Raw genomic sequence first — 7,821 nt, 5'->3', positions numbered from 1 at the left:
CGCGGGACTGGGTTATGCGGTTCAATGCCCGCGGCCCGGATGCGTTGATTGATGGCAAGCCGCCCGGCCCGCGGTCCAAGCTTAATGATGCCCAACGCCAAGCGCTTGTGGAGATCGTCGAGAGCGGTCCGATCCAGCGCGTACCGCCTGATGTAGGCGCAGGAAACCGTGGTGACCCAGCTGGTTTGACCCGAAAGTGACATCATTTGATCCGGTGCCCGCAAGCCATGGACCCATCAAAGGGGTCCGCGCAGGCGATGTGACGCCATGCACGGGGCAACGCCGACCACGTCAGCGGCGGGCAAAATCCGCCGTGTGATCCTTGTGCCAGCGCGATAGTGGCGGGCGATTTTCGACAATGTCGCCTGCCGCCCATAGGATCCGTTTTTCATCGGTGCCGCGATCCACCTCTCCGTCGGGGCACAGGATGTAGAAATCGTCGCCCGCCAGCGCATCCATCAAAAAGGCGACGGTCTGCTGCGCGGTCCACGCCCCGTCAGGCTTTTCCGTGCGGCCCGGCGCGGCCAGCGGCGTAAAGACGAAGCCGGGGATGAACAGACGCGCCTCGGTCTGATGGTCAGGCGTGTTGCGCAGGGTGTGTTGCAGCGCCTCGGTGAATACCTTGACCCCGGATTTCGAGATATTGTAGGCCGGATCGCTCGGCGGCGTGGTGATCCCCTGTTTCGATCCGGTGTTGACGATCAGGCCCGGCTGGCCGCCCGCGATCATCCGCGGGGCAAAGATTTGCGACCCCCGGACCACACCGAACATATTGACGGCAATGATGCGGTCCCAGTTGCCTTCTGTATCGAAAATCGAACTGCCCGGCTGCATCCCCGCGTTGTTCATCAGCAGGTTGACGCAGCCAAACGCGGCATAGGCCCGGTCGGCCAGCGCGGTCAGCTGGGCCACGTCGCCGACATCGGTGGGCACCGCGATCACATCGTCAGGCGCTGCCCCCGCCGCGATCAGCGCATCGCGCGCGGTGTCCAGCGGCCCCTGCTCCAGATCGGCCATACACAGGCGCAGCCCCAGCCCCGCAAGATTGTGGGCGGCAGCAAGACCGATACCGGATGCCGCCCCGGTGATGACGGCAACGGACCCGTTGGACAAGGCGGCGTGCATGATGAAAACTCCTGAAAAAATGAGGCCGGTCAGGCCGTGGCACCGGTAAAGATCTCGAATCCGGTATCGATGATGGTGGGAGTGTCGGGCCGGTCAGGCGATTTCAGGAACAGTTCGATCGCATATTGGCCGATCATGAACCGGTTGGACCGGATCGTGGACAGCGGCTGTGGCAGATCGCGACCGATCTCCAGCCCGTTGAAGCCGAAAATGCCTAGCGCGCCCGGCACCGCGATCCCGGCGTCCATGCAATGAAAAATACCGCCAACCGCCATGTCGTCGTTGGAATAAACTGCCACGTCGACATCGCTCTGCGTAAGCAACCGGGCGGTCTCGTCACGGCCCATCGAGACCGAACTTTGGCCGTCGCCGACTGCATGGGCGACGAACGACAGTCCCGCCGCACTCAGCGCCTCGCTCAATCCGTCATAGCGCAAACGCGCGCGGCGGTCGGCGTTCCAGTCGTGCCCTACATAGCCGAACCGCCGATAGCCGCGCGCGAGCAGGTGCTGACCGGCGGCCAGCCCTGCGCGGCGGTGCGACATGCCCACGGCGGCGTCGATGGGGGCGCTGTCGATATCCATCATTTCGATTACGCGCACCCCGCTCTGGTCCAACATCTTGCGCGTGGCCATCGTGTGGTCGAACCCGGTAATCAGGATCGCCGCCGGCTGCCAGGACAATATACTGCGGACCAGCGTTTCCTCGCGGTTCACGTCATAGTCGGTGATACTGATGACCGCCTGATAATGCGACGACCGAAGTCCCGCGCTGATGCCCTGCAACACCTCTGGAAACACGATGTTGGACAGCGACGGCACCACGACACCAACCAGATGTGAGTCGAGCGACGCCAGCGAGCCTGCGATCCGGTTCGGGACGTAGCCCAGTTCGCGAACCGCCTCCATCACTCTAGCGCGGGTCGCGTCAGCAACCAGACCCTGATTACGCATGATCCGCGATACGGTGGATTCGCTGACATCCGCCATCAGGGCGACCTCGCGCACGGTCACCTTGCTTTTGCGATCAGGCAGGCGCTGGCGAGTTTTGGTCAATGGCTTTTCCTTTGCAACAACATGGCGGGCTGGCTGCAGGACCGGTCCTGTAAATAACGGAAAAAGGGGTGGCGAACCATCTGTTTCACATCGCCTTACCGCGTGACGTACTGGCGCCAGTTGTGCGCCTCCTTGAATCCCAACACCTCACGGATCTTGCGGTTGGACAGCGGCCCTTCGTGCGGATCCATCTGGCGGGTGATGGGAGTGTCGGGGCAGTATTTGGCAAGGAACTCCGCCGTCGGAAGATCGGCGGTTATTGTGTCATTGACAGCGTTGAAGACCTGATAGCCCAGACCGTCCTTCTGCAGGCACAGATCGACGATCTGCCCCAGATCGCGAGCGTCGATATAGCTCCATGCGTTGCGCTTGCGGCTCAGTGGGTCGGCGAGGAACGCGGGAAACATGTCGTATTCATGCGGTTCGATCACATTGCCGATCCGCAGAGCATAGATATCGGCACCAAAGCGCATCGCAAAGGCGCGGGCGGTCTTTTCGTTGACGACCTTGGATAGCCCGTAGCTGTCCAGTGGGTCGCTGTCGTAGTCCTCTTCCAGAGGAAAGGCATGGTAATCCCGGTCGCCTTCGGCAAAGCAGACGCCGTATGTCGTTTCGGAACTGGCGATGATCACCTTGCGGATGCCGAGTTTCATCGCGGCCTCAATCACATTATAGGTGCCAACAGTGTTTTGGACAAATGTGGTGTTGTCGGGATGGATCATCACGCGGGGGATAGCGGCGAAGTGCACCAAAGCGTCTGGCACGGCGGGCAGCGGACCGGCGTTGTAACCATCAAGGCCAAAGTGCATGGAAAGCACGTTATAGACCTGCCCGCTATCGGTAATGTCGGCGATCAGCGTATTCACGCCCGGATGATCAAAGGGTTTCAGATCAACGTTCAGGACGTCGTAGCCCTTGTCCAGAAGATAGGGTAACGCATGCCGGCCGGCCTTGCCGGTCCCGCCCGTAAAGATGATGCGTTGAGTCATTGTCGTCTCCAGTTTTGGGGGAAATGTGGGGTTATCCGGTCGCTGCCAGCATGACGCTTTCCTGCGTCGCGTCAGTCCGGGCCAGGATAGCGGCGATACGGCCTTCTTTCAGGACGACGACGCGGTCGCTGATCGCCAAAACCTCAGGCAGGTCAGAGGAAACAACGATGATCGCCACACCTTTTTCGGCCAGACCGTTCAGCAAGGTATGCACCTCTGCCTTGGCACCGATATCGATGCCGCGCGTCGGTTCGTCGACGATTAGAATTCTGGGTTGGCGCGCCACCCATTTGGCGATCACGACCTTTTGCTGGTTGCCGCCAGACAGGTTTAGCACCTTCTCTTCGGTCGACGGCGTCTTGATCCCCAGCGACCGGATGTAGGCCTGTGTCGCGGTTTTTTCGCGCCGCCGGTTGACCACGTCGTAGGTGCAGTAATCGGACAGATGCGTCAGGCTGAAGTTTTCCCGCACGTTCATTCCAAGCACAAGACCCTGTTCTTTTCGATCTTCGGTGACGAAGCCGAGGCCCAGGTCGATGGCCTGCGACGGCGAGTTGATCGAGACATTGTGTCCCCCGACCTGGATCTGGCCGACATAGGGCCTGCTACCAAAGAGCATTTCCATGATCTCTGTCCTGCCCGATCCGACAAGGCCGAAAAAGCCGAGGACCTCTCCCTTGTGCAGATCGAAGGTGATGTCGCAGACCCGGGCCCCCTGCCCGCCCTGGCGTTTCAGTCCCAGACTGCTGGTCGATAAGAGAACCTCGGCGGTCACGTGAGTGTCGTGGTGACCGAAGAGTTGCGACAGCTCTCGGTCCACCATCTTTCGCACCAAAATGTCGCGGGTCATCTCTGCGATGGGACGGGAATCCACGGTTGCGCCGTCACGCAAGACAGTGACCCGGTCGGCAATGTCAAAGATTTCGTCCAGCCGGTGAGAGATATAAACCACGCCGATATCTTGCGCAGTCAGCTTTCGGACCATACGCAACAGCACTGTCGCCTCGTGATGGCTGAGCGATGCAGTCGGTTCGTCCATGATTATCAGTTTTGAGCGATAGGAGATCGCGCGCGCAATCTCGACCATCTGTTGTTGCCCGATGGAAAGGGTGCCGACCATCGTGGTGGGCGCGATGTTCATTTCCAGTTCGGTCAGCACCGCCTGTGCGTCAGCGTTCATGCGACGCCGGTCGATCAGGCCGGTTCGGCCAAGCGGTTCGCGGGCCAGAAAGATGTTTTCAGCAACCGTTAAATTATTCACGACGGCCAGTTCTTGATAGATTATGCTGATGCCTAGCGACCGGGCGTGGACCGGATCCTTGATCGTGACAGCTTGTCCGTCGACGCGGATGATCCCGCCGGGGTCGGCCTTGAACACGCCGGTCATAATCTTCATCAGTGTGCTTTTGCCAGCACCGTTCTCTCCAGCGACGACATGCACTTCGCCCCGCGCAAGTTGCAGATCGACGTTCTTGAGCGCTTTTACGCCAGGAAAAGTCTTGGAGATCCCCAGCATTTCGAGAAAAAAAGTCATGGAGATCTCCGTCAGCCGATCTGAAACCATCTGTGTTCACAGGCAGGGCGAGATGTACGCTCTGCCTGCGAACAGGTCGCTTACTTGGTGTAGTTTTCAAGGTTTTCGGCGTTCACGACCGTGACGCCGGTATCTACATCTTCGCTGGTAGTTTCTTCACCTTTGACCTGGGCGACGAGATGTTCGACGGCCAGACGACCCATCGTGATGGGACGCTGTACCATGATGCCATTGATAAAGCCGTCCTGGACGCCTTTGATGGTGTCGGGCAAGTCGTCAAAGGCAAAGACCTTCAGCTTCCCAGCATAATCTGCGAATTCCTGCTGCGCCAATACCTTGGAAACAGCCGGACCGCCGACTTGGCTGATCCCGAAGATTCCCGCCAGGTCCGGATTTGCGCGCAACAGAGCTTCTGTCACGGAAACTGCCTTGGCAAGGTCATCTTCCGTGCCTTCCGTGGCCACAACTTCGATGTCAGGATAAGCAGCAAGCGCCTCTTTCACGCCATCGATGCGTTCGTTCAAGTTCGACGCGCCCAACTGTCCGGTCACGATGGCGACCTTACCGGTGCCACCCAGCGCTTCAGCCATCGAGTTACCCATTGTCACGCCAGCCTGCTTGTTGATTGTGCCAATGTACATGCTGCGCCCACTGTCGGCGCTGTCGCTGTCAAAGGTCAGCACCTTGATGCCTGCATCCATCGCCTGCTTGATCACGCCTTCGACCGATTTTGGCTCGTTCACGGAAATCGCGATACCACTGACTTGTCGCGCGATCAGGTCTTCGATAATCTTGACCTGTGTCGCACCTTGCGTGTTTTGCGGTACAACCCATTGATAATTCACGCCAAGTTCCGTTGCCGCCTCTTGCGCACCAGTGTTGACGTCGTCGAAGAACGGCACCGCCACTTTGGGGACCACAGCGATCGTTATATCCTGCGCCATGGCGGTCGATCCCGCAAACAAGGCCATCGTGACGATTGCAGCCGAAGCTGACTTAAAAATATTACGCATGAGTTTCTCCTCCTCGCCCGCTCCATTCGGAGACGGGACTGTTTCCAAGATTGTCGTCGTTTCTATCAGTTCGTTTCACAGCCCTCCCTAGCCGTTCATCCCCGAAAGTTTGTTGCGCAGTACATCTAGGCTAACAGCGATCAGAATGACGCCGCCCGTGATGGCCTGCTGGGCATAGGTATTGATGTTCAGCAGCACGATACCGTTTGCGATCACACCGACCAGCGCGGCACCGAGCACCGCCCCCGCTACACTGCCAACGCCGCCAGCGAGGCTGGCACCGCCGATTGCGGCAGCCGCAATCACGTCAAGTTCCGATCCGAAACCTGATGCCGGTTCGGCGGACAGATACCGCGAGAACCCGATGATCCCAGCCAAGGATGCGATCGTCGAGGACAGGATATAGACGTAAAGCTTGATCCGGTTCGTCTTGACCCCGGATAGGCGTGCGGCGTACTCATTGCCCCCAGTCGCATAGACGTGGCGCCCGAACCGCGTGCGTTGCATGACCAGTGCAAAAATCACCATCAAGATTATCATGATGACGACGGGCACGGGAACGAACCCGACATAGCCCTGACCCAGTGCCGAAAAAGCGGGGGGTGTGTCCGGCGTGACTGGCACGCCATGCGTGATCATGTACATCAGTCCGCGCCCGATGCTGAGCGTGCCGAGGGTCGCGATAAATGGTGGCAGACCAATCGCGGTGATCAACAGGCCGTTTGTCAGGCCAAAGCACATGCCGACACCCAGCCCTGCCAGTATGCTGATCGGCATGGCAAATCCCGCATCGAAACACATCGCAGTGATCAGGGATGCCAAACCCATCGCGGATCCGACAGACAGGTCGATTCCACCGGTTATAATCACCATTACCATCCCGATGCTCATGATGGCGGTCAGCGAAAACGCGCGGGACACGCCCATCAGGTTGTTGGTCGTCAAAAAGTAGGGCGTCGCCAGACTGATCAGCAAGCCTACGGCCAACACGGCGATCAGCACGTTCACCTCGCGCACCAGACGCAGGTCATACATCCAGCGCAGCACCTGCATCACGATCCCCTTTGGCGGCGTATCCACGTCCGTTGTCTGCATGCCGACTTCCTCCCCCGCTGGGCCAGCACCGCAGACCCTTTTCCAACCGATGATCCCGTCGCCAACCGCCGAACATGGCCTGCGGTCACCCACCGTTTATGGCAGCGCTATCATTAAATCCACACAGAGCAGCTATATGTCAATCCTATTGTTGCGCCATCCTTGGCACAATCGTGGCTGATATTACGTCTGCGGGATCAGAATGACCCCGAGACCGGTCGCAAAAGGCGATTCAGCCCATTGACCTAGTTGCAATGACAGCGCTACGATTTCGGAATTACACTATAGGCGGCAATCTATACCGCCCCGCCAAGGATACCCCGCATGACACATTCCCACAGCGCCACCGGCGGCACACTGGCCATGATCCACACGGTTGCCGGCCTGATTCCCGAGTTCGAGGCGCTGGCCAGCACCTATTTTCCAGACTGGCAACGCTTTAACATGCTTGACGAAAGCCTGTTGCGACTGACAATCCGCGACGATGATCTGTCGCCGCAGACAATGCGTCGGATGACCGGACTGGTATGGTCCGCCGTCGATGCCGGTGCGACGGCAGTCGTCGTCACCTGTTCGTCGCTGGGGCCTGCGGTCGATGCGGCGCAGGCGCTGTGTCCGGTGCCCCTGCTGCGGATCGATCAGGGCATGGCGCAGGAGGCCGTCGCGGCAGGGCCACGTATCGGCGTGCTGGCGACCCTGCGCACGACATTGGCGCCCACATCCGACCTGATCGCACGCACCGCCACGCAGACGGGCGACCCCTGTGACATCACCCCCGCCCTGGTGGATGGGGCGTTCGGGTGTCTGGGGCGCGGCGATGTCGCCAGCCACGACCGTCTGGTGGCCGAGGCGCTGCTGGCGCTGGCGCCTCAGGTCGATGTGATCGTGCTGGCGCAGGCGTCGATGGCGCGCGCGCTGGACCGTGTGAAAGACAGGATCGGGCCGCGCCTCGTACTGACCAGCCCCGACAGCGGGTTTCGGTATTTACAGGCAAAATTGGCGTAACCTTT

8 protein-coding genes are annotated in these 7,821 nt (G+C 59.7%); 2 read left to right on the top strand and 6 right to left on the bottom strand.

Annotation, left to right across the window (positions count from 1 at the left end; all coding sequences use genetic code 11):
- Positions 1-200 (top strand): helix-turn-helix domain-containing protein (locus ACOI1H_RS22155; RefSeq protein WP_422440239.1); only part of this gene is annotated, 200 nt, incomplete at its 5' end.
- Positions 201-291: 91 nt separating this feature from the next.
- On the opposite strand, the gene ACOI1H_RS22150 is transcribed toward ACOI1H_RS22155, so the two are convergent.
- The 6 genes from ACOI1H_RS22150 to ACOI1H_RS22125 all read right to left on the bottom strand — a co-directional run bounded on the left by ACOI1H_RS22150 (position 292) and on the right by ACOI1H_RS22125 (position 6,811).
- Positions 292-1,125 carry an SDR family NAD(P)-dependent oxidoreductase gene (locus ACOI1H_RS22150; RefSeq protein WP_422440238.1) on the bottom strand — a complete coding sequence of 278 codons (834 nt, stop codon included), beginning with the start codon at positions 1,123-1,125 and terminating at the stop codon, positions 292-294.
- Positions 1,126-1,154: 29 nt separating this feature from the next.
- Positions 1,155-2,180 (bottom strand): LacI family DNA-binding transcriptional regulator, encoded by a 1,026-nt coding sequence (locus ACOI1H_RS22145; RefSeq protein WP_422440237.1) that lies wholly within the window; start codon positions 2,178-2,180, stop codon positions 1,155-1,157.
- 95 nt (positions 2,181-2,275) lie between these two features.
- Positions 2,276-3,169 (bottom strand): NAD-dependent epimerase/dehydratase family protein, encoded by an 894-nt coding sequence (locus ACOI1H_RS22140; protein WP_422440235.1) that lies wholly within the window; start codon positions 3,167-3,169, stop codon positions 2,276-2,278.
- Positions 3,170-3,200: 31 nt separating this feature from the next.
- Positions 3,201-4,703, bottom strand: coding sequence for a sugar ABC transporter ATP-binding protein (locus tag ACOI1H_RS22135; RefSeq protein ID WP_422440234.1), 1,503 nt, complete (start codon positions 4,701-4,703; stop codon positions 3,201-3,203).
- 80 nt (positions 4,704-4,783) lie between these two features.
- Complete coding sequence (locus ACOI1H_RS22130) at positions 4,784-5,716, bottom strand: sugar-binding protein (protein ID WP_422440233.1); 933 nt, start codon at positions 5,714-5,716, stop codon at positions 4,784-4,786.
- A gap of 87 nt (positions 5,717-5,803) precedes the next feature.
- Positions 5,804-6,811: an ABC transporter permease gene (locus ACOI1H_RS22125; protein WP_422440231.1), complete on the bottom strand. Its 1,008-nt coding sequence runs from the start codon at positions 6,809-6,811 to the stop codon at positions 5,804-5,806.
- Between the two features lie 324 nt (positions 6,812-7,135).
- Between ACOI1H_RS22125 and ACOI1H_RS22120 the strand changes: the two genes are divergently transcribed.
- Entirely contained in the window at positions 7,136-7,816 is a 681-nt protein-coding gene (locus tag ACOI1H_RS22120) for an aspartate/glutamate racemase family protein (RefSeq protein WP_422440230.1), read from the top strand.
- The last annotated feature ends 5 nt before the right edge of the window (positions 7,817-7,821 follow it).

The organism is Loktanella sp. DJP18 (assembly GCF_049310965.1).
Taxonomy (GTDB): domain Bacteria; phylum Pseudomonadota; class Alphaproteobacteria; order Rhodobacterales; family Rhodobacteraceae; genus Loktanella.
Note: the sequence above shows the minus strand (reverse complement) of the source record. Positions and strands in the feature narration are given on the sequence as shown.